This is a genomic window from Sphingomonas sp. Leaf257, assembly GCF_001422185.1.
In the GTDB taxonomy this organism is placed as follows: Bacteria; Pseudomonadota; Alphaproteobacteria; order Sphingomonadales; family Sphingomonadaceae; genus Sphingomonas; species Sphingomonas yabuuchiae.
In genome coordinates, this window is the sequence record NZ_LMMH01000009.1 from 40800 (window position 1) to 67679 (window position 26880).

The 26880-nt window shown below is 67.1% G+C and carries 22 protein-coding genes and 1 pseudogene; 11 read left to right on the plus strand and 12 right to left on the minus strand.

What is annotated here, in order from left to right; genetic code table 11:
- Position 1: 1 nt before the first annotated feature.
- The gene (locus ASF14_RS07155; protein ID WP_082442126.1) at positions 2 to 325 is read right to left on the minus strand and encodes a type II toxin-antitoxin system RelE/ParE family toxin; all 324 of its coding nucleotides are present in this window, start codon (positions 323 to 325) and stop codon (positions 2 to 4) included.
- Positions 265 to 444 carry a hypothetical protein gene (locus tag ASF14_RS07160; protein ID WP_056433535.1) on the minus strand — a complete coding sequence of 60 codons (180 nt, stop codon included), beginning with the start codon at positions 442 to 444 and terminating at the stop codon, positions 265 to 267. The genes ASF14_RS07155 and ASF14_RS07160 overlap by 61 nt, the downstream gene beginning before the upstream one ends.
- A gap of 132 nt (positions 445 to 576) precedes the next feature.
- Between ASF14_RS07160 and ASF14_RS07165 the strand changes: the two genes are divergently transcribed.
- Both ASF14_RS07165 and ASF14_RS07170 read left to right on the plus strand, forming a co-directional pair.
- Entirely contained in the window at positions 577 to 2835 is a 2259-nt protein-coding gene (locus tag ASF14_RS07165) for an NADP-dependent malic enzyme (protein ID WP_056433537.1), read from the plus strand.
- A 322-nt stretch (positions 2836 to 3157) separates the two neighbouring features.
- Positions 3158 to 5545 carry a TonB-dependent receptor gene (locus tag ASF14_RS07170; protein ID WP_056433539.1) on the plus strand — a complete coding sequence of 796 codons (2388 nt, stop codon included), beginning with the start codon at positions 3158 to 3160 and terminating at the stop codon, positions 5543 to 5545.
- A gap of 122 nt (positions 5546 to 5667) precedes the next feature.
- On the opposite strand, the gene ASF14_RS07175 is transcribed toward ASF14_RS07170, so the two are convergent.
- The 4 genes from ASF14_RS07175 to ASF14_RS07190 all read right to left on the minus strand — a co-directional run bounded on the left by ASF14_RS07175 (position 5668) and on the right by ASF14_RS07190 (position 10785).
- Positions 5668 to 6951: an Hsp70 family protein gene (locus ASF14_RS07175; protein WP_056433541.1), complete on the minus strand. Its 1284-nt coding sequence runs from the start codon at positions 6949 to 6951 to the stop codon at positions 5668 to 5670.
- 243 nt (positions 6952 to 7194) lie between these two features.
- Complete coding sequence (gene treF / locus ASF14_RS07180) at positions 7195 to 8748, minus strand: alpha,alpha-trehalase TreF (RefSeq protein WP_056433544.1); 1554 nt, start codon at positions 8746 to 8748, stop codon at positions 7195 to 7197.
- Positions 8749 to 8761: 13 nt separating this feature from the next.
- Positions 8762 to 10120, minus strand: a complete 1359-nt coding sequence (locus tag ASF14_RS07185) for a sensor histidine kinase (protein ID WP_330218779.1) — start codon at positions 10118 to 10120, stop codon at positions 8762 to 8764.
- A complete protein-coding gene (locus ASF14_RS07190; protein WP_056433550.1) occupies positions 10117 to 10785 on the minus strand; it encodes a response regulator in 669 nt (222 codons plus the stop codon). The genes ASF14_RS07185 and ASF14_RS07190 overlap by 4 nt, the downstream gene beginning before the upstream one ends.
- A gap of 127 nt (positions 10786 to 10912) precedes the next feature.
- On the opposite strand from ASF14_RS07190, the gene ASF14_RS22015 reads away from it, so the two are divergent.
- Positions 10913 to 11596: a hypothetical protein gene (locus ASF14_RS22015; RefSeq protein WP_056433553.1), complete on the plus strand. Its 684-nt coding sequence runs from the start codon at positions 10913 to 10915 to the stop codon at positions 11594 to 11596.
- 212 nt (positions 11597 to 11808) lie between these two features.
- Positions 11809 to 12936 (plus strand): mechanosensitive ion channel family protein, encoded by a 1128-nt coding sequence (locus ASF14_RS07200; protein WP_056433556.1) that lies wholly within the window; start codon positions 11809 to 11811, stop codon positions 12934 to 12936.
- 55 nt (positions 12937 to 12991) lie between these two features.
- Here ASF14_RS07200 and ASF14_RS07205 read toward each other — a convergent pair whose 3' ends face one another.
- The 6 genes from ASF14_RS07205 to sdhC all read right to left on the minus strand — a co-directional run bounded on the left by ASF14_RS07205 (position 12992) and on the right by sdhC (position 19904).
- Positions 12992 to 14407: an alpha,alpha-trehalose-phosphate synthase (UDP-forming) gene (locus ASF14_RS07205; RefSeq protein WP_236696972.1), complete on the minus strand. Its 1416-nt coding sequence runs from the start codon at positions 14405 to 14407 to the stop codon at positions 12992 to 12994.
- Entirely contained in the window at positions 14404 to 16170 is a 1767-nt protein-coding gene (locus tag ASF14_RS07210) for a glycoside hydrolase family 15 protein (RefSeq protein WP_443025767.1), read from the minus strand. The genes ASF14_RS07205 and ASF14_RS07210 overlap by 4 nt, the downstream gene beginning before the upstream one ends.
- 11 nt (positions 16171 to 16181) lie before the next feature.
- A complete protein-coding gene (gene otsB, locus ASF14_RS07215) occupies positions 16182 to 16955 on the minus strand; it encodes a trehalose-phosphatase (RefSeq protein ID WP_236696973.1) in 774 nt (257 codons plus the stop codon).
- A 347-nt stretch (positions 16956 to 17302) separates the two neighbouring features.
- Positions 17303 to 19111 carry a succinate dehydrogenase flavoprotein subunit gene (sdhA, locus tag ASF14_RS07220; protein ID WP_056433568.1) on the minus strand — a complete coding sequence of 603 codons (1809 nt, stop codon included), beginning with the start codon at positions 19109 to 19111 and terminating at the stop codon, positions 17303 to 17305.
- On the minus strand, positions 19111 to 19494 hold the full coding sequence (gene sdhD / locus ASF14_RS07225) for a succinate dehydrogenase, hydrophobic membrane anchor protein (protein WP_056433571.1): 384 nt from the start codon (positions 19492 to 19494) through the stop codon (positions 19111 to 19113). Before sdhD ends, sdhA begins: the two co-directional genes overlap by 1 nt.
- The gene (gene sdhC / locus ASF14_RS07230) at positions 19494 to 19904 is read right to left on the minus strand and encodes a succinate dehydrogenase, cytochrome b556 subunit (RefSeq protein WP_056433601.1); all 411 of its coding nucleotides are present in this window, start codon (positions 19902 to 19904) and stop codon (positions 19494 to 19496) included. Before sdhC ends, sdhD begins: the two co-directional genes overlap by 1 nt.
- Positions 19905 to 20110: 206 nt before the next feature.
- On the opposite strand from sdhC, the gene ASF14_RS07235 reads away from it, so the two are divergent.
- From ASF14_RS07235 to ASF14_RS07265, 7 genes and pseudogenes are all read left to right on the plus strand, one after another.
- Positions 20111 to 21493, plus strand: coding sequence for a methyl-accepting chemotaxis protein (locus ASF14_RS07235; RefSeq protein WP_056433574.1), 1383 nt, complete (start codon positions 20111 to 20113; stop codon positions 21491 to 21493).
- Positions 21494 to 21568: 75 nt separating this feature from the next.
- On the plus strand, positions 21569 to 22276 hold the full coding sequence (locus ASF14_RS07240; RefSeq protein ID WP_056433577.1) for an SDR family NAD(P)-dependent oxidoreductase: 708 nt from the start codon (positions 21569 to 21571) through the stop codon (positions 22274 to 22276).
- The gene (locus ASF14_RS07245) at positions 22266 to 23198 is read left to right on the plus strand and encodes a 50S ribosomal protein L11 methyltransferase (RefSeq protein WP_056433580.1); all 933 of its coding nucleotides are present in this window, start codon (positions 22266 to 22268) and stop codon (positions 23196 to 23198) included. The genes ASF14_RS07240 and ASF14_RS07245 overlap by 11 nt, the downstream gene beginning before the upstream one ends.
- A 334-nt stretch (positions 23199 to 23532) precedes the next feature.
- A pseudogene (locus ASF14_RS07250) lies at positions 23533 to 25190 on the plus strand (acyl-CoA carboxylase subunit beta); the annotation flags it as partial.
- A gap of 156 nt (positions 25191 to 25346) precedes the next feature.
- Positions 25347 to 25766: a methylmalonyl-CoA epimerase gene (gene mce / locus ASF14_RS07255; RefSeq protein ID WP_056433583.1), complete on the plus strand. Its 420-nt coding sequence runs from the start codon at positions 25347 to 25349 to the stop codon at positions 25764 to 25766.
- Positions 25763 to 26533 (plus strand): enoyl-CoA hydratase-related protein, encoded by a 771-nt coding sequence (locus ASF14_RS07260; protein ID WP_056433586.1) that lies wholly within the window; start codon positions 25763 to 25765, stop codon positions 26531 to 26533. Before mce ends, ASF14_RS07260 begins: the two co-directional genes overlap by 4 nt.
- Before the next feature lie 72 nt (positions 26534 to 26605).
- Positions 26606 to 26880: methylmalonyl-CoA mutase family protein (locus tag ASF14_RS07265; RefSeq protein ID WP_236696975.1), on the plus strand; the 275-nt coding region annotated here is incomplete at its 3' end.

Below are 26880 nucleotides of genomic sequence, written 5' to 3' on the forward strand. Positions count from 1 at the left end.
TTCAATCTTCGGAGAGTTGGGCGGCATGGCGGATACCGAGGATCACCACCGTATCGCCCTCATGGACATAACGCAGAATATAGGGGCGAACCGTCACCATCTCGCGACGACCCTGCGGAATCGGTCGGCCGCGATCGGGAAATTCCCGGAGGGAATCAGCAAGTTCCAGCAATCGCGCACCCAATCGCCGGGCTGCAGAAGGATCGAATTCTTCCAGATAATCGACGATCGCGGTAAGTTGCAGCGAGGCCTGGATCGACCAGCTTATTCGAGCCATTCGCGGGGCAGGGGCTTGCGATCGGGCGTACCCCAGGTCTTCAGCCATTCGGCCATCTTCTCATGCGGCACGAAACGGCCGGCCCGAAAATCCACAAGCGCGCGTTCATCGGCGGCCAGTTCCGCCGCCTCGTCGCGCTGCTCGAAAATGCCGGGCTCATGCTCCATAGATGAACTTATAAGGCTGATGGCTGGCCTTGCCTAGGGCGGCAAAACTCCCGCGTGACAGGGTTGTCAGCCACGCCCGAAAGCTTCAAGAGCCGTAGCGTCCTTGTATCCACAGCATCGAAGGCCGCGCGCATGTCCGACGAACCCACCGACCAGTTCTCCGAGCGCGAGGCCCTGCTGTTCCATTCCGAGGGACGCCCCGGCAAGATCGAGATCATCGCGTCCAAGCCGATGGCGACGCAGCGCGATCTGGCGCTGGCCTATTCGCCCGGCGTCGCGGTGCCGGTGCTGGCCATCGCCGAAGACCCCGCCACGGCTTACGACTATACGGCCAAGGGCAATCTGGTCGCGGTCATCTCCAACGGCACCGCGATCCTGGGTCTCGGCAATCTGGGCGCGCTGGCGTCCAAGCCGGTGATGGAGGGCAAGGCCGTCCTCTTCAAGCGCTTCGCGGATGTCGACTCGATCGATATCGAGTTGAAGACCGAGGATGTCGACCGGATCATCGACGCGATCGAGCTGATGGAGCCGAGCTTCGGCGGCATCAACCTGGAAGACATCAAGGCGCCGGAATGCTTCATCATCGAGCAGACCCTGCGCGAGCGGATGAACATCCCGGTCTTCCATGACGACCAGCACGGCACCGCGATCATCTGCGCGGCGGGTCTCATCAATGCCTGCCTGCTGACCAAGCGGCGGCTGGACGAGATCAAGGTCGTCGTCAACGGCGCGGGCGCGGCGGCGATCGCCTGTACCGAGCTGATGAAGGCGATGGGCGTGCGCCACGACAATGTCATCATGTGCGACCGCACCGGCGTGATCTATCAGGGCCGCGACGACGTCAATCAATGGCAGTCGGCGCATGCCGCCGCCACCGATCGCCGTACCCTGACCGAAGCGCTGCACGGCGCGGACGTGTTCCTGGGCCTGTCGGCGGCGGGTGCGCTGAAGCCCGAGATGGTCAAGGACATGGCGCCGTCGCCGATCATCTTCGCGATGGCCAATCCCGAGCCGGAAATCCGCCCCGAGCTGGCGAAGGCCGCGCGCCCCGACGCGATCGTCGCGACCGGGCGTTCGGACTATCCGAACCAGGTCAACAACGTCATCGGCTTCCCCTTCATCTTCCGCGGCGCGCTCGATGTGCGCGCGACCGGCATCAATGACGAGATGAAGATCGCCGCCGCCAACGCCATCGCCGAACTGGCACGCCAGCGCGTGCCGGAGGAAGTGGCGCTGGCCTATGGCACGCAGCACAGCTTCGGCCCGGAATATATCATCCCGGCGCCGTTCGATCCGCGCCTGATGGAGCTGGTCCCCTCGGCGGTGGCCAAGGCGGCGATGGATTCGGGCGTGGCGACGCGGCCGATCCTCGACATGGACGCCTATCGCCAGAAGCTGCGGGCGCGCCTCAACCCGACCACCTCGGTCCTGACCCTCGCCTATGAGGGTGCCAAGGCGCATCCGAAGCGCGTGCTGTTCGCCGAGGGCGAAGAGGAAGTGGTGCTGCGCGCCGCCATCGCCTTCAAGGAGGGCGGCTACGGTACCCCCGTGCTGGTCGGTCGCGACGATGTGTATGACCGTCTGGCGGCGTTGGGCGTCACCAACCCGCAGGAATATGAAGTCCATAACAGCCGCACCTCGGAGATGGTGCCGCAGATGGTCGACTTCCTGTACCAGCGGCTTCAGCGTCGCGGCTATCTGCGCCGCGATGCCGAGCGGATGATCAACCAGGACCGCAACATCTTCGGCTCGGTCATGCTCCAACTGGGCCAGGCCGATGCGATGATCACCGGCATCACCCGCACCTATGCGCAGAGCTTCCGCGAGATCCGCCGGGTCATCGATCCGGTCGACGGCAAGGTGCCGTTCGGCATCCACCTGCTCGTCGGGCAGAGCCACACCGTCTTCATCGCCGACACCACGGTCAACGAGCGTCCCTCGGGCGAGGAGCTGGCCGACATCGCCGAGCGCACCGCCGCCGTCGCCCGTCGCATGGGGCATGAGCCGCGCGTGGCGTTCCTGTCCTATTCGACCTTCGGTAATCCCGAAGGCCAGTGGATCGACAATGTGCGCGACGGCGTGCTCGCGCTCGACAAGCGGCAGGTCGGGTTCGAATATGAAGGCGACATGTCGCCCGACGTCGCGCTGAACCCCAAGCAGATGGCGAACTTCCCCTTCTCGCGCCTGTCGGGTCCGGCCAATGTCCTCATCATGCCGGGTCTTCAGTCCGCCAATATCTCGGCCAAGCTGCTCCGCGAACTGGGCGGCGACAGCATGATCGGGCCGATGCTGATCGGTATGGAAAAGCCGGTGCAGATCGCGCCGATGACCTCGACCGCCGGGGACTTGGTGACGCTGGCGGTGCTGGCGGCGGGCGGCATCGCGCGCTGATCTTCGTCGGACGGTAGGCAAGGGGGGCTGGGCAGCAGAAGTTGCCCGGCCCCTTTTTTTCCTCCCCTGCAAGGGGAGGTGGCAGGGCGAAGCCCTGACGGAGGGGGGGCGCTGTGCGAGGTTCCGCCATCCTCGCAAGTGGTAACACCCCTCCACCAGCTTCGCTGGTCCCCCTCCCCTTGCAGGGGAGGAAAAGTACGTGACCGCAAAACCACAACTCCACCCCGTCACATTCCGGTCATTACGCTGTCGCCACGGTGTCACGCACCGGCCCCATGCGCCCGCTCCATTGGGTTAACGAGCCATTTGGGGGCCAGATTACATGGTAAAGTTTCTGATCGGTGTCGCGCCGCTGGCGCTGATCGCATCGGGTGCGTCGGCGCAGACGCTGCCCGTACAGGCCGCCGTCACCGGCACGACCACCGATCCGGTGGCGGCCGATCCCGCGCCCGAGGGCGAGCAGGCCAATGTCCCGGCCGATGTCGTCGTGCTCGGCTTCGGCCAGAGCCGCCAGGTGCAGACGATCACCGCCGCCGATCTCGACCGGCTGACCCCGGGCACGTCGCCGCTCAAGGCGATCTCGAAGCTGCCGGGCGTCAATTTCCAGGCGGCTGATCCGTTCGGGGCCTATGAATGGTCGACCCGCATCTCGCTTCGTGGGTTCAACCAGAACCAGCTGGGCTTCACGCTCGACGGCGTGCCGCTGGGCGACATGAGCTATGGCCCGACCAACGGCCTGCATATCAGCCGCGCGATCATTTCCGAGAATATCGGCTCGACCAGCGTGGCGCAGGGTGCGGGCGCACTCGGCACCGCCTCGACCAGCAATCTGGGCGGCACCATCCAGTTCACCAGCCGCGCGCCGTCCGACACCGCCGCGCTCGCCGCCTCGGGCACCTATGGCAGCAACGACACGATCCGCGCCTTTGTCCGCGCCGACAGCGGCGACCTGGGCGGCGGCCTGAAGGGCTATCTGAGCTATTCCTATCTGACCACCGACAAGTGGAAGGGTTTCGGCAGCCAGCGCCAGCATCAGGCCAATGCCAAGATCGTGAAGGACTTCGGCGACCGGGGATCGATCACCGGCTTCTTCAACTTCTCGGATCGTCGCGAGAATGACTATCAGGACCTGAGCCTCGATATCATCAAGCGTCGCGGCTATTATAACGACAACATCACGAACGATTATCCGCTCGCGATCCTCTATGCCAAGCAGGCGACCAACGGCGCCGCGGCCGCGGCCTATGCGCGCGCCAATAACGGGTCGCTGACCGGCTTTTCCGCGCCCTATGCCGGGATCGGCATCGGCCTGCCGACCGGCATCACGCTGGACGACGGCTATTATGATGCGGCGGGCCTGCGCCGTGACTATCTGGGCGGCGTGACCTTCGCGGCCAAGCTGACCGAGGCGCTGTCGCTGACCTCGACCAGCTATTACCACCATAACAAGGGCCAAGGCTCGTGGATCACGCCCTACAGCCCGACCCAGCTCGGCGCGCCCAATGCCGATGGCACGCCGATCACCAACCCCGCGCCGCTGTCGTTCCGCACGACCGAATATAGCCTCGACCGCGCCGGCACGATCGCCAAGCTGGCGCTGACCACCGGTGCCAACAAGCTGGAGCTGACCGGCTGGTATGAGAGCAACACGCTGCACCAGGCGCGTCGCCTCTATGGCATGACCGACACCGCGACGCCGAACCGCAGCGCGCTGGATTTCCAGCGCAATCCGATGGCGACCGTCTGGAACGGCAAGTACGACACCGAGACGCTGCAATATTCGGTCGGCGATACGCTCGACATCGGCCAGCTGACCCTCAATGGCGGCTGGAAGGGGATGCGGGTTCGCAACCAGGCGAACACGCTGGCCGGCACGCTGGCACGCGGTCGGATCAAGAGCGAGGACTGGTTCCTGCCGCAGGTCGGTGCGGTGCTGCACCTAGGCAACCAGGCGGAAGTCTTCGCCAGCTATACCGAAAATATGCGCGCCTTCATCGCGGCGGCGACGGCTGCGCCCTTCTCGATCAGCCAGGCGGCATTCAATTCGGTCGCGGGCACCGTGCGCCCCGAAAAGTCGAAGACGGCCGAGGGCGGCGTCCGCTATCGCACCGGCGGGCTGCAGCTGTCGGCGGTCGGTTATTATATCGACTTTTCCGACCGCCTGCTGACCTATTCGGTCGGCACCGCGATCCAGGGTATTCCGCCGACGCTGAACAATGTCGGCGGCGTGGAAAGCTATGGCGCGGAGGTTTCGGCCTTTTACCGCCTGACCTCGGCCTTCTCGGCGCTGGCCAGCTATTCCTACAATCATGCCACCTATCAGCAGACGGTGCGCGACGGCTCGGGCAATCTGCTCGCCGAAAAGGGGCGTTACGTCGTCGACACGCCGCAGAACATGGTCAAGGGCGAGCTGGTCTATGACGACAGCCGGTTCTTCGGCCGCGTCGGCGCGGACTATATGTCGAAGCGCTACTTCACCTATCTGAACGACCAGTCGGTCGCGGGCCGAGTGCTGGTCGACGCGAGCATCGGTTATCGGTTCCCGAAGGAATGGGGCGGTTTCGCGATCGAGGGCAGCGTGACCAACCTGACCGACAAGCGCTATATCGCGACCATCGGCACTAATGGCTTCACGGCCAGCGGCGACAACCAGACGCTGCTCGCCGGTGCCCCGCGCCAGTGGTTCGTGACGCTGAAGAAGGGGTTCTGAGCTAAGCCGTAATGCACGCCCCTCCCGTAAACGGGAGGGGATGGGGGAGGGTAAGGAGTCTCACCGAGACCGTCGCTTGCGGCCGTGCCCTCCCCAACCCCTCCCGCCTGCGGGAGGGGCTTTCAGACCGCCCAGGCCCCGATATCCGCCTGCTCCCCGATCAACGCCAGGCCATGCGCGATCGAGGTGAGTTCACCTCCGGTCGCGATCCTCTCGCCGCCGAAGCGCAGCTCGAACATTTGCCGGATCGCGGGCATCAGGGAGGTGCCGCCGGTCAGGAACACCCGGTCGATCGCGCCCGCCTCGGTCCCTGCCGCCGTCAGCGCCCGGTCGACCGCCTGCTCGATCCGCGCGAGGTCGGGCGCGATCCAGCTTTCGAAATCCTTGCGGGCCACATCCGCCTCGATCGACAGCCCGCCGCCTTCGAAACGGAACCGCGCGTCCTCCGCCGCCGACAGGTCGCGCTTCACCCGCCCGACCGCATCGTAGAGTCGATATCCCTGCTCCTCCTCGATGATCGCGATCATCCGCCCGATGGCCTCGGGGTCGAGCGCGGCGCGGCGCAGCTTTTCCAGTTCGGCCAGCGTCTTGCGATTGCGCATCAGCGCCAGCCGCGACCAGTCGCCGAAATCGGCGAAATAGCCGCGTGGGATTTCGAGTATCTTGTCGAACGAGCGATATTTTCCGCCCGCCCCCAGCAGCGGCAGGACGAGATGGTCGATCAGCCTTTGGTCGAACCGATCGCCAGCGATACCGACACCGGCATGGCCCAGCGGCTCGCAACGCCGATCCGCGCCGGGGGCGGCGATGCGCACGACCGAAAAGTCGCTGGTGCCGCCGCCGAAATCGGCGACCAGCACAGTGGCAGGCTCGGTGATCCGCGACGCATAGCTGAACGCCGCGCCCAGCGGTTCATAGACATAATGGATTTCGGCCCCGAGCCGCGCGAACATCGCGTCGTAACGCTGGCGAGCCAAGGCCTCGTCCGGCCGGTGCCCCGCATATTCGACCGGCCGCCCGACGACGATCCGTTTCGCCTTGCCGTCGAGGGTGCCGCCGCTGCGCGCCGCCATCCGGTCCAGAAAGGCGCGGCCCAGTTCCTCGAAGCGATAGCGTTTGTCGAACACGGTCGCGTGCTCGAACACGGGCGAGGCGGCGACCGACTTGAACGACTGGATGAACCGGCTGCCGCCCGGAAAGTCGAGATATTCGGCGATGGCCCATGGCCCCGCCTCGACCTCGATCCCGTCATCCTCCCAGAAACACAGCGCCGAGCGGAAGACGGGGTCTTCGCCCTTCGGCGCTTTGAGCGGGACGAGATGCGAGTCGCCGCCCTCGGCGCGGGCGATCACCGAGTTTGTGGTGCCGAAGTCGATACCGAGGATGGCGTGCGGGGTGTCGGTCATGCGGCGTCCGCTACACGATGCGGGCGCCCAGGGGAGGGGGTTTCTTGCCTTCTTGCTCCCCTCCCGCAAGCGGGAGGGGCTGGGGGAGGGCAAAGCCACAGGCTACGGTCTCTGCGAGGTTCCCGGCCCTCCCCCCGACCCAGTTTCAGGTAAACGATGCCCCGCATCGTTTAGGTCATGCCGGAGGGCATGACCGACCTGAAACTCGCCTGCGGGAGGGGGAGCAGAAGGTCATCGGTCGTTTCAGCCCAAATCCGGCCACCGCTCCAGCATCGCCGCCGTCACGCCGTTGGTCCAGCCAAAGCCGTCCTGCGTCGGATATTCCCCGCCGCCGCCGGGCTTGCGTTCCTCGACGTCGTATTTTTCCAGCAGCTTGCCCGTCTCGGCATAGGTGCGCGCGACGGTGGCGACCCAGCGGCGGGCGATGTCCTTGGCCAACGCCTGTTCGCCGTACCGCCCTAGCCCCTCGACCGCGATCCATTGCAGCGGCGCCCAGCCATTGGGTGCATCCCATTGCTGGCCGGTGCGCAGGCCCGTGGTGCGCAGGCCGCCTTCGCCGATCAGCGTGGCACGGGTCGTGGCGGCGACCGCACGCGCCTGGTCCGCGCTGGCCAGTCCGGCGAATAGCGGGAAGAGCGATGCGGCGGTCTTCGCAGGCGTGGGCCGCTTGGCCACCCGGTCCCAGTCGGCATAGCGTCTTTCGGCCGCCCCCCAGAGATAGCGGTCGATCGCCGACTTGCGCCGCGCCGCCATATCGGTGAAGCGCCGCGCGGTCGCCGCATCCCCCGCCGCCATCGCCCGTGCGGCGATGCGGGTTTCGGCCATCCACAACAGGCTGTTGAGATCGACCGGCACGATATCGGTGGTGTGGATCGTCTCCAGCCGCATCGGATCGGCCAGCCAGCGCGAGCTGAAGTCCCAGCCCGATTCCGCCGCCGCCCGCAGGTCGCGCTGGACGACGCCAGCGGCACGCGGCGCGGCCTTGGCGGCGGTTTCGCGGTCCTCGCGCCAGCTTTCGTCGCGAGGGCTTTCGCGCGCATCCCAATAGCGGTTGAGCAGGCTGCCATCGGGCATCCGCACGACATGGGCGCAGGCCCCCGAGGCATCGAGGCAGTTCGCCCCCGCCATCCAGTAATCATGCTCGCGCACCAGCGCCGCCAGTCGCCGCTTCGCCAGTACGGGATCGCGATTGTCCGATAGGTCCATCATCAGCGCGAGGAAAGGCGGCTGAGACCGGCTGAGATAATAGGTCCGCGTGCCGTTGGGGACATGGCCATAACGCTCGACCAGATCGACGAAATCGGCCAGCATCGCCTCGATCAGCGGGGCCTGGCCGTCCGCCTTCAGGCCCAGCATCGTAAAATAGCTGTCCCAGTAATAAATCTCCTGGAACCGGTCGCCCGGCACGACATAGCCATGGTCGAGGCCCAGCGCCGACGATCCCGCCACCGGCGTGAAAGGCGCGCGGCCCAGGATCGGCCAGAGCTGGCGGATGCGCTCGCGCAAGGGGGGCTTGGTCTGGGTATCACCGCGTACCGAGAAATAGCGACGGACAAAGGCGGCCAGCGCGTCCTTGCCGACCGGCTTTTCGCGGGCATAGGCGGCCATGATCGCCTGCGGGTCCTCGCGCGGCACCGCGTCGGCAAAGGTCTTGCCGTCGGGAAAGACCTGCGCTTCCTGCACCGCGCCAAAGAGCGGGCCGTAGATATCGGCGGGGGAGGGCGGTGCGTTCTGCGCCTGGAGCAGCAGGGCCAGCGCGGGCAGCAGGACCAGCGGGCGCAAGCGGTTGGCGATCATTATCCTCTCCTGTCTATTCGGTTCGCGCGGCGCGGGGCAGCAGGACGGTGGCCGACAGGCCGCCGCCCGGTGCTTCATCCAGGACTAGCCGACCGCCATGCAGTTCGGCCAGTTCGCGCGCGATCGCCAGGCCGAAGCCATGCCCGTCGCCGCGCTCGTCGAGCCGCGCGCCCGCCTGCGTCGCGCGGAACCGGTCGGCCTCCGGAATGCCGGGGCCGTCATCGGTAACGCTCAGCCGGATCTGCCGCCCTTCCGCGACCGCCGTGATGGTCACCCGGTTGCGGGCATGGCGGGCGGCATTGTCGACCAGATTGCCCGCCACCTCGTCCAAATCCTGCGCGTCCATCATGACCGACAGATCGTCGGCGATGTCGGTGGTGATACGTACGCCCCGTTCGGCATGGATGCGCGCGATGGCATCGGCAAGGTCGGCCATTGCGGGGCGCAGCAGCGTTGCGGCGCGACTCGTGCCCAGTTGCACCCGGGCGCGCGCGAGGTGGTGGCGGATGGTGTCATCGATCCGCGCGACCTGCGCGGCGCGGGGCGGATCGTTCGCCAGATCGAGCGCCAGAGTCGCCACCGGCGTCTTGAGTGCATGCGCCAGATTGGCCGCCGAGGCCCGGGCGGCCGCCAGCGCGCGTTCGCTGTCGGCGGTCAGCGCATTCAGCTCGGCGGCGAGCGGCTGGAGCTCGGCGGGCTGGTCCTCATCGACGCGGGTGCGCTCGCCCGTCCGGATGGCGGCCACCTCTTCGCGCAGCCGCCGCAGCGGGCGCAGGCCGAGCCGCAACTGGATCAGGCTGGCGGCGGCGAGCAGCACGCCCAGACCCGCCAGCATCGCGAGCAGCGGCACCAGCGCGGCACGGATCGGTCGCGCCACGACCGCGCGCGGGGCGGCGGCGGTGATCGTCACGGCCCCGCGTGTCGAGGGGATGGTGACCTGCCGGGCATGGACGCGAACGCCCTGTTCGGTGCGACCCTCGGCCGGGCGGGGCGGCTCGACGGGCGTGGGCCCGCCGGGCGGGGGGGCAGGGGGCGGGCCGCCCTCGACAGGCCCCGGCGGATGCGGCGCGGCGAGCGGCGGAAAGTCACCCGACCCGATCACCCCGTCCGGTCCCGCGATCCGCCAGCGCCAGCCGGGTTCGGGCTCCAGCAAACTGCGCCGCTGGTCGATGCGGGCCCGGTCGACCTTACCCTGTCTGTCGACGGCGGAAGCGAGGACGGCGATCTCGGAATCGAGCCGCTGGTCGAGCCCGCGCGTGACGATCCCTTCCAGCGCGCTCGCCAGCCCCCAGCCCGCGAGCAGCAATGCCGCCAGGATCGCCGCCCCCGAGATCAGGATCATCCGGCCGTGAATCGACCGGGGCAGTCTCACGCGGCCTCTCCGGCGGTCAGGCGATAGCCCATGCCCCGCACGGTCTCGATCAAATCGGCGCCGATCTTCTTGCGCAGGCGGCCGACGATCACCTCCAGGCTGTTGGAATCGACATCGGCATCGCCTTCATAGACGCGCTCGAGCAGTTCCAGTCGGGGGATGACCGCATCCTTACGCAGCATCAGCGCGGACAGGACGCGCCACTCGAACGCGGTCAGCTTCAGCGGCAAGCCGTCCAGCTCGAACTGTCCGGTCTGGCTGTCGAAGGAGAGGGGCCCGCAGGTCAGGCGCGGCTGGGCATGGCCCGCCGCACGGCGGACCAGCGCGCGCAGGCGCATGACCAGTTCCTCGACGCGGAAGGGCTTGGTCAGATAATCGTCCGCGCCCGCCTTGAACCCGGCCACCTTGTCCGACCAGCCATCGCGTGCGGTCAGGATCAGCACGGGCAGGGCGCGACCCGCCTCGCGCCATTGACGCAACAGGGTCATGCCGTCGCCATCGGGCAAGCCCAGGTCGAGCACGGCGGCGTCATAGATTTCGGTATCGCCCGCATGGCCCGCATCGACGCCCCGGTCGAACAGATCGACCGCGCATTGCTCGGCGCGCAAGGCCCGCGCGATGGCGGGGCCCAGTGCGGGATCATCCTCGACCAGCAAAATCCGCATGACCTGTCCGTTATCCCCTTATCGCCCCGCTATCGTCGCATAGCCTAAACCCAATCTGAACCGCGCGGTTCAGCGGGCATCGGGGCGAATCACCTAAAAGCATCTCCATCAACCAAGGAGATCGACAATGTCTCGTTTCCATATTCCGACCCCCCGTCTGCAGGGCAAGGCGCCGCTCGCCGCCGCCGCTGCGGTCCTGATCGCACTGGGCGCTGGCGGTGGCGCTGCCGCCGTCTCGATGACCCGGCCGAACGTCACCATGGCGCCGACCGTCCAGACGCCCATCGCCAAGCTGGCCTCGACCAGCGGCGTCGTCACCGCCAAGGGGCGCGTGGCCGAAGTCTTCGGCGACCGTTTCGTAGTCCAGGACGGCACCGGCCGGGCGATGGTCGCCAGCAACCGCGACGCGATGCCTGCGGTCGGCAGCAACGTGATGGTGCAGGGCCGCTATGACGACGGCATCATGCACGCCCAGTATCTGGTCAATCCGCAGGGGACGGTCACTCCGGTCGGTCCGCCTCCGCCCCCGCCGGGCGGTCCGCGTGGCCCCGATGGCGGCCCCGGTGGCCCCCGTGGTGACGGCCCGCCGCCGCCTCCGCCGCCCCCCGGCGGTCCGGGCGGACCCGGTGCTCCGGGTGGTCCGGGCGCCCCGCCGCCGCCCCCGCCGGGTGGTTGCGCACCGGGTGCGGTGCCCCCGCCGCCTCCGCCTGCGCCGGTAAACGGTGCGGCACCGCAGGGTGCGCCGGTTCCGCCGCCCCCGCCGCCTGCCGCGGCTCCGGCACCTGCCGGTGCGGTTCGCCCGGCGCGGTGATCCGGACATGACGAAGACGCCCTCCGGCTTTGGTCGGGGGGCGTCTTTTTGTCTTGGGGGCAAGGTAATCGCGTGGCCTTCGACTTCGCTGAGGCTGAACGGAGGTTGGGAACAGGGCTTGCTCCAAACGCCGTTCGGCCTGAGCGAAGTCGAAGGCCAAGGGAATCCCGCCCCCACAAGGAACCTTCGCCCCTCCCACCCTTTAGCCCCCCATGCGCTGGCTTCGATCGCTCGACATACCGGCCGAATGGCTGTGGCTTCAAAACCTGACGATCATTGCGGTCGCGATCCTCGTCGCCGTGCTGGTGCACAGCGTCGCGATGCGGATCGCAGGGCATGCCGCGCGGCGGACGGCCAGCCAGAGCGACGATCTGGTCCTCGCGCATATCCGCCAGCCCCTGCGCTGGGTCGCGATCGCCATCGCGGTCAGCTTCGCGATGCGCCTCGTTCCGATGTCGAGCGATGGGCGCGAAATCTGGCGGCAGGCCTTGGGTTTCTGTGTGCCCGCCCTGCTCGGCTGGCTGGCGGTATCCGCGCTGCGCGCACTTCAGGGCGTGGTCTATCTGCGCGCCGATATCAGTGTCGAGGACAATCTCCGCGCCCGGCGAAAGCGGACGCGGGCACAGATATTGGGGCGGATCGGCATCTTTCTGATCGTGTTCCTGACCGTCTGCCTGATGCTGCTCAGCGTGCCTGGCATCCGGACCATCGGCGTCACGCTGATGGCGTCGGCGGGTATCGCAGGGTTGGTCGTCGGTGCCGCCGCGCAGCCCGCGCTCAAGAACCTGATCGCGGGCGTGCAGATGGCCTTTACCGAGCCGATCCGCCTCGACGACGTGGTCATCATCGACAATGAATGGGGGCGGATCGAACAGATTCACCTGACCTTCGTCGTGGTCCGCATCTGGGACGAGCGGCGGCTGGTCGTGCCGGTCGCCAAGTTCCTGGAGAACAGCTTCCAGAACTGGACGCGCGAGACCAGCCAGTTGCTGGGTTCGGTCTTCTGGTATCTCGATCCGGCGGCGGACATTCCGCGCCTGCGCGAGAAGATGGGCGAACTGGTCGAGGCGAGCACGCGCTGGGACCGGCGTTTCTTCAACATGCAGGTGACGGACGTGAAGCCGGACTCGATCGAGGTGCGCGGGCTGATGACGGCGCGCGATGCTTCGACCGCGTTCGATCTGCGCTGTGAGATCCGGGAGGGGCTGCTGGACTATATCCGGCGCGACATGCCCGAGGCCTTGCCCCGGCGGCGGTTGGAGCACCATCCGCAAATTCCTCCCCTGCAAGGGGAGGTGGCAGGGCGAAGCCCTGACGGAGGGGTGTCACCCTCTCGATAGCGGGACACCCCTCCGACGCGCTATGCGCGCCACCTCCCCTTAAAGGGGAGGAATTTTAGGATGCCGCCTCTTCGATCACCTTGGCCTCTGCCTTCACCCCGTCCCCGCGCAATGCGGCCAGGAACAGCTCGCACCACCAGAACACGTCCTCGCGCCGGACATTTTCGATCAGGCTTTCCCAACGCCGGATACGCTCGGCACGCGGCATGGCCAGCGCCTGGACGATCGCGTCGGACATTTCCTCGGCGCTGTACGGGTTGATGAGGACCGCGTCCTTCAACTGCTCGGCGGCACCGGCGAAGCGCGACAGGATCAGCACGCCGGGGTCCTCCGGGTCCTGCGCCGCGACATATTCCTTGGCGACCAGGTTCATCCCGTCGCGCAAAGGGGTGACCAGCCCGATGCGGGCCGCGCGATAGATGCCCGCCAGCACCGGCCGGGGAAAGCCCTTGTTGACGTAGCGGATCGGCACCCAGTCGATATCGGCATATTCGCCGTTGATCCGCCCCGACAGCGCATCGAGATTGGCGCGAATTTCCTGATAGGTGTTCACCTTCTCGCGGCTGGGCGGCGCGATCTGGAGCATATAGACCAGTGCCCGTCGTTCGGGATTCTGCGCCAGGAAGCGTTCGTAACCCAGGAAACGCTCGGCCAGCCCCTTGGAATAATCCAGCCGGTCGACGCCGACGATCAGGCTACGCCCCGTGGCCGACATATACATGCGCTCGCGCGCGAAACGGGCGTCATGGCCGTTCGCGGCTTCCTCGAACTCCCGGGTCTCAATGCCGATCGGGGCGCGGATCGCCTGGATGGTGCGGCCGTTCCACGTCACTTCGCCATTCTCGCCGAGCGTCCCGCCCAACTCCTTGGTCACATAGTCGCGGAAGCTGTCCAGCCAGTCCTCGGTATGGAAGCCGACCACGTCATAGGCGAACAGCGACTCGACCAGCTTGCGATGGCTGGGCAGCGACATCAGCAGCCGCACCGGCGGCCACGGGATGTGGAGGAAGAAGCCCATCCGGTTCTTGAACCCCCGCTTGCGCAGGTCGCGGCCCAGCGGGATCAGGTGATAGTCATGCACCCAGACCAGATCGTCGGGCTCGATCAGCGGCTGCACCGTTTCCGCGAAGCGATCGTTGACACGCGCATAGCCGGAATCGAAGTCGCGCTCGAACTCGGTCAGGTCGATCCGATAATGGAAGAGCGGCCACAGCGTCCGGTTGGCATAGCCGTTATAATATTCGTCGATATCCTGTTCTTCCAGGTCGATCGTGGCGGTCGTCACGCCGCCACCCTGCTGGAAGTTGATATGGCCGCTGAACTGGTCGGTGGTCTCCCCCGACCAGCCGAACCAGATACCGCCCTGTTCCCGCAAGGCGGCGAGGAGTGCGACCGCCAGCCCGCCCTGATTTCCGCCCGGCCCGGTGGTGGGCGGCTGGACCCGGTTCGAGATGACGATCAGGCGACTCATCGCACGGCACTCCATGGTTTACTCAGCAGGACGGCGCAGTTGATCAGGCCGACCAGCGAATAGGTTTGCGGATAATTCCCCCACAGCTCGCCCGTATTCGGGTCGATATCCTCGGACAGAAGCCCGGCGGGGGTGCAGCGCGCCACCATCTCCTCGAACAGCGCGCAGGCGTCCTCATGACGCCCGGTGACATACAACGCTTCGATCAGCCAAAAAGTGCAGACATTGAAGGCGGTATGCGGCAGGCCGAAGTCATCCTCGGTCGCATAGCGCAGCATGTGGCTGCCCCGACGCAGCCCCTTTTCCACCGCATCCAGCGTCGAGCGGAAGCGGGGATCGTCGGGCGACAGGAAGCGCAGGTCGAGCAGCTGGATGATGCTGGCGTCCAGATCGTCGCCGCCGAAGGTCGCCGACATGCGCTGCGTTTCCTCGCGCCATGCCGATTGCTCGATCGTCTCGCGCATCAGGTCGGCGCGCTCCTGCCAGAAGGCGCGGCGTTCCTCCAGACCGAGCGCCTGCGCGGCATTGGCGAGGCGGTCGCACGCGGCCCAGCACATGGCGGCGGAATAGGTATGGACGTGGCTCTTGGTGCGAAGTTCCCACAGCCCCGCGTCCGGCTGGTCGTATTTGGCCCAGGCCCGCTCGCCGACGCGCTCCAGCGAGTGGAAATCCTCGACGCCCGACATGCGGAACAGGCGGGTGTCGAAGAACGCCTGCACGTCGGACAGCACGATCTGGCCATAGGCATCATGCTGGATCTGTTCATAGGCCTGGTTGCCGACCCGCACCGGACCCATGGCGCGGTAGCCGGGCAGCTTGGTCTCGATCCGCTCGACCAGAGTCGCCTCGCCACCGACGCCGTAGAGCGGCTGGATATGCCCGCCCCGCGCGGCATCGACGATGTTGCGGAGATACTCCAGATACCCCTCCAGCACGTCGAGCGCGCCCAGCCGGTTGAGCGCCTGCACCGTGTAATAGGCGTCGCGAATCCAGCAGTAGCGATAGTCCCAGTTGCGCCCCGAATCGGCATGTTCGGGCAGCGAGGTGGTCAGCGCGGCGACGATCGCGCCGGTTTCCTCATGCTGGCACAGCTTCAACGTGATGGCGGCGCGGATGACCACAGCCTGCCACTCGACCGGGGTGGCGAGGCCACGCACCCAGTGATGCCATTCATGGGTGGTGCGCTCCAGCATGGCGCGGCTCGCCTCGCTGAGCACGCCCGCGAAACTCTCGTCCGGGCCCAGGAACATGTGGATCGGGCGTTCGAGGCGGAACCATTGTTCGGCGGCGATATGGCCGACCGGCGCGTCGGTGGTCAGGCGCAGCGTCTGCTGCGTCATCAGATAGCGAATATGGTTGGACCCCTGGGTCCGCTCGGTGGGCGTGCCCCAGTCGGTCGCGACGCGCAGCGCGATGCGGATGCGGGGGCTGCCGATGGGGCGCACGATCCGCACATAGCTGGTCGGGCGATAGACGCGGCCCTCGCGCGAGAAACGCGGGCAGAAATCGGTGATCTCGATGCCGTTGCCCCGGTCGTCCATATGGGTGGTGACCAGGATTGGCGTGTTGCGCAGATAGCCTTGAGTGGTCGAGACCCGGTCCTCCAGGTCGATCGCCCAATAGCCCGTCTTCGGCTCGCCATCGCCGAGCAATGCGCAAAAGGCCGGGTCGCCATCGACTCGCGGCACACAGCCCCAGACGAAGCGGCCTGCCGAATCGACCAGCGCGGAAACCTGGCAATTGCCGATCGGCCAGAGGTTCATGTCCTGTTGCATTACTTGGCATTCTCCAGCGCTTGGGCGAGCCATATATGGACGGCGGCGACATCGGGCAGGCGGTAACGGGCGGCGGTCTCGCGCATCGGCCCGACCAGTACGCCCGCGCCGCCCAGCGCGGCGGCGGCAACGAAGCCGTCCTCGTCGGTCACATCGTCCCCGAAGAAGATCGGGACCGTTCCCTGCATCGCGGGGGCCTGCATCAGCGTCTCGATGGCCCGGCCCTTGTCGCCGGGCAGGCGGATCTCGACCATCATCTTGCCGGGTTGCAGGGTAAGGCCGTGACGCTCGGCGATGGCGGTGGCTTCGCGGATCGCGAGCGGTTCGGCTTGCGGATGGCGGCGATAATGGAGGCCTGCGCCGAAGCTCTTGGTCTCGAAATACAGGTCGTTGGCCTCGGCCACGGCGCGCATTTCGTCGGTGGCGGTGGCGAGATGGTCGGGCTTGTCGGGCTGGACATGGCCGTCCTCGGGCGAGCGGCGTTCGGCGCCGTGACTTCCCGCGAGGGTGAAATGCTCGGCTTGGGGGCCGAACAGCGCGTCGAGCTGCGCGATCGAACGGCCGCTGACGATGGCGAGACGGCCCGGCATGTGCGCGGCCAGCGCGTCCAACCTGTCGGCGAGTTCGGTGCTGACATGCACCCCTTCCGGGTTGTCGGCGAGGTCGACCAGCGTGCCGTCGAAATCGAGGAACAGGCTGTCCGTCGCGGACAGGCGGGGCGGGGGCGGGGCAAGGTCGGCCAGCATGGGCGAAAGCATAGCGGATGCGGACATGCCGAGTGAACCCATCCCCGCCGCTCGCGTTCCGCTGCGCTGCCGAAATGATTACGGAAGGGGGGCGTGGGGAACTTGCGTCGCGTGCCGCCGGGTGCTCCCCCTCCCGCAAGCGGGAGGGGGATGGGGGGAGGGCCCTCTCCACCCGTGGCGTCGCCTGTGGCTTTCCCTCCCCCAACCCAGTTTCAGGTAATCGATGCCCCGCATCGTTTAGGTCATGCCGGGGGCATGACCGACCTGCAACTCGCCTACGGGAGGGGAGAAGAAGTGGATGAGGCCATCCGCACACAACAAAAAGGGCCGGCGATCGCTCGCCAGCCCCTCTTTTCCGAACCGTAAACCGGGCCTCAGTACACCCGCTTCTTCGGCTTGATATACTCGATATCGTCGGTCAGCGTGTAATCATGCACCGGGCGATAGTCGATCTCGACCCCGCCGCCCTGGCCGCCCCAGCCGTCGAACGTCGCAACCGTGTGCTTCATCCAGTTGGCGTCGTCGCGATCGGGGAAGTCCTCGTTCACATGCGCGCCGCGGCTTTCCTTGCGGTTCAACGCCGATTCCATCGTCACGACCGCCTGGCTGATGAGGTTGTCCAGCTCCAGCGTCTCGACCAGATCGGTGTTCCAGATCAGCGAGCGATCCTTGATGCCGATGTCCTTCATCCGGTCATAGGTGGCGCGGATCATCTGGCGGCCTTCGGTCAGCAGCTCGTCGGTGCGGAACACGGCGCAGTGGCGCTGCATCGTCTTCTGCATCTCGCTGCGCACCGAGGCGGTGGTCGAGCTGCCAGCGGCGTTGCGGAAGTGGTCCAGGCGGCCCAGCGCCAGCTCTTCCGAACCGGCGGGCAGCGGCGCATGCGGCGTGCCGGGCTTCAGCGTGTCCTTGATGCGCAGGCCGGTCGCGCGGCCGAACACCACGAGGTCGATCAGCGAGTTGGAGCCCAGGCGGTTCGCGCCGTGCACGGAGACGCAGGCCGCTTCGCCGACCGCGAACAGGCCGGGGACGACCGAGTCCGGGTTGCCGTCCTTCAGGCGGACGACTTCACCGTGATAGTTGGTCGGAATACCGCCCATATTATAATGGACCGTCGGCGTCACCGGCAGCGGCTGGCGGGTCAGGTCGACACCGGCGAAGATCTTGCCGGTCTCGGTGATGCCGGGCAGGCGCTCGGCCAGCACCTTGGGGTCGATATGGTCGAGATGGAGGTAGATATGATCCCCCTCCTTGCCGACGCCGCGCCCTTCGCGGATTTCCATCGCCATCGAACGCGACACGACGTCGCGGCTGGCGAGGTCCTTCGCCGACGGCGCGTAACGCTCCATGAAGCGCTCGCCCTCGGAGTTGGTCAGGTAGCCGCCTTCACCGCGCGCGCCCTCGGTGATGAGGACGCCGGCACCATAGATGCCGGTCGGGTGGAACTGCACGAACTCCATGTCCTGGAGCGGCAGGCCCGCACGCAGCACCATGCCGCCGCCGTCACCCGTGCAGGTGTGCGCCGAGGTGGCCGAGAAATAGCAGCGGCCATAGCCGCCGGTCGCCAGCACGACATTGTGCGCGCGGAACCGGTGGATCGAGCCGTCTTCCATGCACAGGGCGATCACGCCGCGGCAATTGCCCTGATCGTCCATGATCAGGTCGAGCGCGAAATACTCGATGAAGAAGTCCGCGTCATACTTCAGCGACTGCTGGTACAGCGCGTGCAGCATGGCGTGGCCGGTACGGTCGGCGGCGGCGCAGGTGCGCTGCGCAGGCGGGCCTTCGCCCATATTCTGCATCATGCCGCCGAACGGGCGCTGATAGATCTTGCCCTCTTCGGTGCGGCTGAACGGCACGCCTGCGTGCTCCAGCTCGTACACGGCGGCGGGCGCCTCGCGGCACAGATATTCGATCGCGTCCTGGTCGCCCAGCCAGTCCGACCCCTTGACGGTGTCGTACATGTGCCAGGTCCAGTGGTCCGGACCCATATTGCCGAGCGACGCGGCGATGCCACCCTGCGCAGCGACGGTGTGGCTGCGCGTCGGGAATACCTTGGTGATGCAGGCGGTCTTCAGACCCGCCTCGGCGATGCCCATGGTGGCGCGCAGGCCCGAGCCGCCCGCACCCACGACGACGGCGTCATAGGTATGGTCGATGATCTTGTAGGCGGCAGCAGACATTATGCAGCGGCTCCAAAGGCGATCTTGAGGATCGAGAAGATGGCGATGGCGGCGATCGTGAAGACGAACAGGTTCATGACGACGAGCAGCGCGACCCGGTTCTGGTCCTGCTCATAATCCTCGATCACGACCTGAAGACCCAGGCGCATGTGATAGAAGATCGACGCGACCAGCATCGCCATCGGGATGGCGGCCCAGGGATTGGTCAGCCACAGATGCATCGCGGCGTAATCGAAGGAAGGCTGGCGCAGGATCGAGATCAGCAGCCACACGACGAGCAGGAAGTTCGACCCGGCCGTCAGGCGCTGGTTGAGCCAATGATGGGTGCCCGACTTGGCCGAGCCCAGGCCGCGCACGCGGCCGATTGCGGTTCCCGAACGCATCACTTGATCCCCAGATAGAGCCAGAAGGCCACCGTCATCACGACCGCGAAGATCATGGTGGCCTGCGCCTGCAGCTTGTTCGACTTCAGCTCGAAGCCCGCGCCCACGTCCATGAACAGGTGGCGGATGCCGTTGGCCATGTGCTGGAACAGGCAGGCGGTCAGGCCGATGCCGACCACATAGCCGATGATGTTCAGCCCGCCCGACTGGACGGTGAAGACGTCGCGGAACGTCGCATAGCTTTCGGGACCCGCGGCGACCGCCGCCAGGAACCAGACGAGAAGCGCCGCGCCCACGGTCGCCATGCCCGTGCCGGTGGCACGATGCAGGATGGAGACCAGCATGTTGGGACCCCATTTCCAGATCTGGAGGTGCGGGGAGAGCGGGCGTGCGGTGTTGCGGGCGGCCAAGGGCAGATCCTCGAACAGTCTAAAGTCGGGCTGGTTTGCGGATACGCCTATGGTGAAGACGCCGACAGGATGCAAGTCGCGAGGCGAGATTCGCGGTCTCGGCTGGCCATGGCGGCATGGCCCGTCCGGCGGCTAACCCGCCTTTAACGCTTTTTGCGCCAGAATCAGCGGCATCACGTTCCGATTGCCTGAACGCGGGAGCCGCTATGCCCGAACGGGAAAATATTGTTGCCGAGACCGATCTTCCTCCGCCGACGGAGATTACGGCAGGGATCGATCTTGACGCGCGGGTTCGCGCTTTCGACGGGGGCGACGGCGCGCTGACCCGCCTGGCCGCCGATCTCTGGCCCGCCATCGAGTCGCGCGCCGACGAGGTGATCGAGGCCTATTGGAATCACTGGCGCCGCGCCAATCCCGGTGCGCCCGACTGGACCAAGATGGACCGCGAGGGGCAGCTGACGGCCGGGCGCGCCTATCTGCGCAACCGCTTCTGCCATTTGTCGGGGCGCGACTGGGTCGAGTCGCTGGGGCGTTCGATCGCGTCCGCCTATGCCGCCGGGGTGCCGCCGATGGATGTGCTGGCCATGTCCTGCGCCAGCGACCGGGCGGCGCTGAAGGTATTGCAGGAATCGGTGCCGCCCGACGATCCCCGTCGCGAGGTGATGATCGACACGCTGCTGCGCCTGTTCGGCATGGAGACCGAGTTGACCGTCGAGCTGTTCGCGGGCTTTCGCGAATGGAGTGCCGAGCGCGAGCGCGAACGGCTGGCGGGCGACTTCCGCAACGGCATCTCGTCGGTGGTCGAGAATGCCAGCGTCGAGGGCCGCGATCTGCGGCGTCAGGCGCAGGAAGCCTCTTTGTCGACGCGCGGGATGCTGGGCAAGTCGAGCGAAGTCGCCGCCGCCGCCGAACAGTCGGCCGTCGCGATGCGCGAGGCGGCGCAGACCGCCGCAGGGCTGATCCGCGCGATCGAGGATGCCCGCACCGAGGTCGACCAGGCCGCCGATGTCGCCAACCGCGCCGCCGATCAGGCAGGGCAGGCGGTCGGCATGTCGGAGATGCTGTCGGACCATGCCAAATCGATCGAATCGATCCTGGGCCTGATCCGCGACATCGCCGGGCAGACGAACCTGCTGGCGCTCAACGCCACCATCGAGGCGGCGCGCGCGGGCGATGCGGGCCGGGGCTTCGCGGTCGTCGCGCAGGAGGTGAAGAGCCTCGCCAGCCAGACCGCGCGCGCCACCGACGACATCGCGACCAAGATCGCCGCCATCCAGGCCGCGACCCGCTCTACGGTCGAGACCAATGCCTCGATCAAGGCGACGGTCCATGAGGTTCAGGTGTCGGCCGAGCGGATCCGCCATGCGATGGAGGCGCAGGCCCAGACCGTCACCGCGATCACCGCGGCCGTCGACGAAACCGCGCTGGCCGCCGACTCCATGTCGCACACCATCGCCGCGATCCGCCAGGATACCGAGCATGTCGCGCAGGAGATCGACCGGGTCGGGCGCGGCTTTGATCATCTCGACACGCAGCTGGGCGACCTGAAGACCAGCGCCAGCCAGTTCGTCGCGCGAGTCGCAGCCTAGCCTATTCCTCCCCTTGCAGGGGAGGAGGTCAGGGTGGCGGTTGACGCATCGGCCCCCGCCCGGCACGGCGGGGGCATGACGACGATATTGGTAACGGGCAGCAGCCGAGGCATCGGCGCGGCCATCGCATCGAGCCTGGGCGACCTGCCGGACACGCGGGTCCTGGGACATGCCACGCGCAGCGGCCCCGGCGCGAATCTGGCCGCCGACCTTTCCGATCCCGATGCGCCCGCCCGGCTCTGGGCGGAGGCGCTGGCGCAGGCGGGCGGCGCGATCGACGTCCTCGTCAACAATGCCGGTATCTTCGAGGCGAGTCCGCTGGACGCCGACGACTGGTCGGACAGCTGGGCGCGGACCATGCAGATCAACTTGACCGCGTCGGCCGAACTCTGCCGCCTTGCCGTGCTGCACTGGCAGGAGCGGGGCGTCGGCGGCCGGATCGTCAACATCGCCAGCCGCGCCGCCTATCGCGGCGACTCGCCCGCGCACTGGCATTATGCCGCATCCAAGGGCGGCATGGTCGCGATGACCAAGACCATCGCGCGCGGCTATGCGGCGCAGGGTATCCTCGCCTTCGCCGTCTGCCCCGGCTTCACCATGACCGGCATGGCCGAGGATTATCTGGCCAGCCGGGGCGGGGACACGCTGCTCGCTGACATCCCGCTCGGCCGCGTCGCCTCGCCCGAGGAGGTCGCGGCGACCGTCCGTTTCCTGTGCACCGACGCGCCGCCCTCGATGACCGGCGCGGTCCTCGACGTGAATGGAGCAAGCTATGTCCGCTGACAGCTGGAAGCTGACCCTGCCGTGCACCCGCGACGAGGCGGAGGCGATCGACGCCGCCGACGACCTGGCGATCGAGGCGGTCATCATGACCACCGAGGAAATCGAGGACGACCGCGAGCATTGGCGGCTCGACGCCTATTTCGAGGCCGAGCCCGATGCCGCCACCATCGAAGCGATCCGCGCGCTGGTGCCGAGCGCGGGCGACCACCCCGCCACGGTCGAGCATGTGCCCGCGCAGGACTGGGTGACGATCAGCCAGGCCGGACTTGAGCCGCTCTCGGTCGGGCGCTTCTTCGTCCATACCGGCGACGAGGTGGTGCCGGAGGGCTTGCGCGGCTTCCACATCCCGGCGGGGCGCGCCTTCGGCACCGGGCATCACGAGACGACCAGCGGCTGCCTCGCCATGCTCGATGCGATGGCTTCGGGCATGGTGACGAACGCCATCGATGTCGGCACCGGCACCGGCCTGCTCGCTTTCGCCGCGCGGCATCTCTGGCCCGAGGCGAAGGTCGTCGCGACCGATATCGATCCGATCGCGATCGACGTCACCGCCGAGAATGCGGCCATCAACGGGGTGGACGGCGTCGAACTGATCGTCGCCGATGGCGCGCTCGCCGATCCGATCATGGCGGCGGCGCCCTATGATCTGGTCATCGCCAATATCCTGGCCGGGCCGCTGATCTCGATGGCACCGGAACTGGCCGCGATCGCGGGGCCGGAAGCGACTTTGGTGTTGGCGGGCCTGCTGGAGACGCAGCGCACCGATGTGGTCGCGGCCTATGAGGCGTGTGGCTGCACGCTGGAGACGGTCGACCGGCGCGGCGATTGGAGCGTGTTGCGGCTGCGCGCGGGGCGCGAGCGGTTCGTGCCGAACGCGCCGTTCGATCCCAAGGGGCGGGATGGTTGGGCACTGGATATATAGCCTTATCTACTCCCCTCTCGCAGGCGGGAGGGGCTGGGGGAGGGCAGGGCCACCAGCGATGGTCTCTGTGAGACTCCCAACCCTCCCCCCAACCCCCTCCCGCTTGCGGGAGGGGGAGCTTAGTTCACCCACCTTCCCCTTACGAAAACGGAAATCCCCGCGATTGCCATCCCCCACGCCACTCGGGCATAAGCTCGGGCAAAGACGTAAGGAGAGGTCATGGCATCGACGATGGTCGAACTGGAACGCCGCCGCGCGGCCGCGCGCGCCGGTGGTGGCGAGAAGCGCGTCGCGGCGCAGCACGCCAAGGGCAAGCTGACCGCGCGCGAGCGGCGGTGGTGGCGAGAAGCGCGTCGCGGCGCAGCACGCCAAGGGCAAGCTGACCGCGCGCGAGCGGCTCGACGTGCTGCTCGACGAGGGCAGCTTCGAGGAACTCGACATGTTCGTCGAGCATAACTGCACCGACTTCGGCATGACCGAACAGGTCATCCCCGGCGACGGCGTGGTGACCGGCTCGGGCACGATCAACGGGCGACTGGTCTTCGTCTTCAGCCAGGACTTCACCGTTTTCGGTGGGTCGCTGTCCGAACGCCATGCGCAGAAGATCTGCAAGATCATGGACATGGCGATGAAGGTCGGCGCGCCCGTCATCGGCCTGAACGACAGCGGCGGCGCGCGCATCCAGGAGGGCGTCGCGAGCCTGGGCGGCTATGCCGAGGTGTTCCAGCGCAATGTGCTGGCCTCAGGCGTGGTGCCGCAACTCAGCCTCATCATGGGGCCATGCGCGGGCGGTGCGGTGTACAGCCCGGCGATGACCGACTTCATCTTCATGGTGAAGGACTCGAGCTATATGTTCGTCACCGGCCCCGATGTGGTGAAGACGGTGACCAACGAGGAGCCCGGCGATGACCGACTTCATCTTCATGGTGAAGGACTCGAGCTATATGTTCGTCACCGGCCCCGATGTGGTGAAGACGGTGACCAACGAGGTCGTCACCCAGGAGGCGTTGGGCGGCGCAGTCACGCATACGACGAAAACCGGCGTAGCCGACGTCGCGTTCGAGGACGATATCGAGGCGCTGCTGGCGGCGCGCGACTTCATCGACTTCCTGCCCGCCAACAACCGCGAAGGCGTACCCGAGCGGCCGACCGCCGACGCCTGGGACAGACAAGAGGAAAGCCTCGACACGCTGATCCCGGCCAGCGCCAACCAGCCCTATGACATGCACGAGCTGCACCGCCGACGCCTGGGACAGACAAGAGGAAAGCCTCGACACGCTGATCCCGGCCAGCGCCAACCAGCCCTATGACATGCACGAGCTGCTATCGAAGGTCGTCGACGAGGGCGATTTCTTCGAGGTGCAACCCGCCCACGGCGCCAACATCATCACCGGCTTCGGCCGGATCGAGGGGCGCACGGTCGGCTTCGTCGCCAACCAGCCGATGGTGCTGGCGGGCGTGCTCGACATCAATGCCAGCCGCAAGGCGGCGCGCTTCGTGCGCTTCTGCGACGCGTTCGAGATTCCGATCGTGACCTTTGTCGACGTACCCGGCTTCCTGCCTGGCACTGCGCAGGAGCATAACGGCATCATCAAGCATGGCGCGAAACTGCTCTTCGCCTATGCCGAGGCGACGGTCCCCAAGATTACGGTCATCACGCGTAAGGCCTATGGTGGCGCGTACGACGTGATGGCGTCCAAGCATTTGCGCGGCGACCTCAACTATGCCTGGCCGACCGCCGAGATCGCGGTGATGGGCGCCAAGGGCGCGGTCGAGATCATCTTCCGCGGACGCACGCCCGACGAAATCGCCGAGCGGACGGCCGAATATGAGGCCCGCTTCGCCAATCCGTTCGTGGCGGCCAGCAAGGGCTTTGTCGATGAGGTCATCCAGCCGCACTCGACCCGCCGTCGCATCGCGCTGGGCCTGCGCAAGCTGCGCAACAAGGACCTGGCAAACCCGTGGAAGAAGCATGACAATCTGCCGCTCTGAGAGGGGCGCAAGCGGGGAAGCCCTCCCCCATCCCCTCCCGCCTGCGGGAGGGGCGTGCTCGTGGACCGCGCTCGCTCCAAGCCTCTCCCCTCCCGCAAGCGGGAGGGGCCGGGGGAGGGGAGGCGCTCTCGTCACGCAAACCGATCGGAGCCACGCATGACCCTGGGCCGCCTCAACCATATCGGCATCGCCACCCCTTCGATCGAAAAGACGGTCGAAACCTATCGCCACATCCTGGGTGCGGAAGCGATCGGCGAACCCTTCGACCTGCCCCCGCAGGGCGTGCGGGTATGCTTCATCGACGCGCCCAACACCCAGATCGAGCTGATCCAGCCGCTCGACGAAACCTCCCCCATCGCCAACTTCCTCAAGAAGAATCCGGCGGGCGGGCAGCATCATCTCTGTTTCGAGGTCGCCGACATGGCCGCCGCCGTCGCCGAACTTCAGGCCAAGGGTGCCACGCTGCTGGGCCAGCCGCGCATCGGCGCGCATGGCACGCCCGTCGTCTTCCTCCACCCGCGCGACATGGGCGGGGTGCTGGTCGAGCTGATGGAAGCACCGGGGAAAGGCCATTGAGCGAGCCCATGCTGCTGGCCGAGCGTCGGGGCGGCGTTCTGGTGCTGACGCTCAACCGCCCCGACCGCCTCAATGCCGCGCCGCCCGAACTGTTCGACCGGATCGGCGAGGCGCTGGCGGCGCGCGGCGATGCACGGGCCGTCCTGCTGACGGGTGCGGGCAAGGCCTTCTGCTCGGGGGCGGATATTTCGGGCGGCGAGATCGGCCCGGAGACGGTGCACCGCGCACTGGTCGATCACTTCAACCCGCTGTTCCTGACGCTCGTCGACCTGCCGATCCCCGTGGTCAGCGCGGTGCGCGGGGCGGCGGCGGGGATCGGGTGCAGCCTGGCGCTGGCGGCCGATTTCTGCGTGGCGAGCGAGACTGCCTATTTCCTCCACGCCTTCGTCAATATCGGTATGGTGCCCGATGGCGGGGCGAGCTGGCTGCTGCCGCGCCTGATCGGTCGCGCGCGGGCGGCCGAGATGATGATGCTGGGCGAGCGGATCGGTGCGGCCAGGGCGCTCGACTGGGGCATGATCCATAAGGTCGTCGCCGACGACAGGCTCGATGCGGAAGCCTTTGCCTTGGCCGAGCGACTGGCGGCCGGGCCGAGCGTCGCGCTGGGGCTGATGCGCCGCGCGCTCCATGCCGGGTTCGACAGCGACTATGCGACCGCGCTGGCCCGCGAAGCCGAGGATCAGCGCAGCGCGCGTGCCACTCAAGACGGCGAGGAAGGCGGCCGGGCCTTTTTCGAAAAGCGCCCGCCGCGTTTCCTGGGGCGGTAGGATACCGCCCCTTGCGCGCGCACGATGATTTCGCTCTAGTGAAACAAAATAAGAGTGGATGAGGAGTGGCCGATGGCCGAACGCCCTGAGCTATCCGATTGGGAAGCCCTTGCCGCGCGCGAGGTGAAGGGTCGCGACCTGTCGTGGCAGACGCCGGAGGGGATCACGGTCAAGCCGCTCTACACCGCCGAGGATGTGAAGACCGACCCCGGCCTGCCGGGCTTCGCGCCGTTCACGCGCGGCGTGCGGGCCAGCATGTATGCGGGGCGCCCCTGGACGATCCGGCAATATGCGGGCTTTTCGACCGCCGAGGAGTCGAACGCCTTTTACCGCCGCAATCTGGCGGC